This is a genomic window from Alcanivorax sp. VBW004 (genome assembly GCF_009718865.1).
Classification (GTDB): domain Bacteria; phylum Pseudomonadota; class Gammaproteobacteria; order Pseudomonadales; family Alcanivoracaceae; genus Alcanivorax.
Window position 1 is genome coordinate 1 of record NZ_WNHC01000015.1, and the last position, 1,094, is coordinate 1,094.

Here is a 1,094-nt window from a genome sequence, read left to right on the forward strand (position 1 = left end):
TCGACCTTGTGTCTCTCCGGTGGAAGGATTTGCTACCCTTTCGCCACTGCTGGCGGGTAACCCGTAGTCGACCTGAGGCCCTGAGCCTGTGATGTAGATAGGTCCCGCCAGCATTTCTCTCAAAACTTGAACGGTATCCGAGCCCTCCGTTGACCGGATGAGGCTGCACGAACAAGGAGAAGTGGAGAGATGGCTACCATCGGTATTGATGTCAGTAAGAAAAAGCTCGATCTATGCTGGTTGCGTGATGCACAGGCCGGCAAGGTAAAAACCCGGGTATTTCCCAATGCCCACGATCACTATCCCGCGCTGCTGGCTTGGTTGCTCAAACAAACCAACGAGGAGGCAGGCGACCTCCAAGTGTATCTGGAAGCGACGGGGATCTATCACGAGCCCCTGGCGTACTGGCTGCACCAAGCAGGCGTGACGGTCTACGTGCTGAACCCTGCCCGCGTGCGTTATTACGCCCGTTCCCTGGGCGATCAAGGCAAGAGTGACAAGAAAGACAGCAAACGGATTGCGCATTTTGCGCAGGCGAACCCTGAGCTGACGCCTTGGCAGCCTGAGCCAGAGGAAGTGCGGACCCTCAGGCAACTGGCCAAACGCCTGGAGACTGTGCAGAAGGACATTCAGCGCGAACAGAACCGGTTAGAAAAGGCGCAGTTCAACCGTGACACGCAAGCGGAGCACTCGATTACGCATGTGCTGGCGTTGCTGCGACGGGAGGCCAAAAGACTGGTCAAGGAAGTGGATGACCATATTGATCGCCATGATGGTCTCAAGCGCGACAGGCGCTTGCTGGAAAGCATTCCGGGTATCGGCGAGGTGCTGTCGGTGCATTTACTGGTGACGCTGCGATCAAGGCGCTTCAAAAGCGGCCGACAAGTGGCGGCCTTCATGGGTCTAGTGCCGGTGGAGTGGACCTCGGGCAGTTCGGTCAGACACGCACCGCGACTCTCGAAAAATGGAGATCCAGCCTTGCGGCAGAAGTTGTATATGGGGGCCGTTGTGGCGATGCGGCATAACCCCAGCATCCGGCGGCAATATCAACGGCTGTGTGCTGCAGGTAAACGAAAGATGTCAGCGCTGGGCGC

The 1,094-nt window shown here is 57.5% G+C and carries 1 protein-coding gene; it reads left to right on the top strand.

The features are described from left to right. Window positions 1-189 precede the first annotated feature (189 nt). The coding region (locus F1529_RS17505; protein ID WP_155137865.1) for an IS110 family transposase at window positions 190-1,094 on the top strand (905 nt) is incomplete at its 3' end.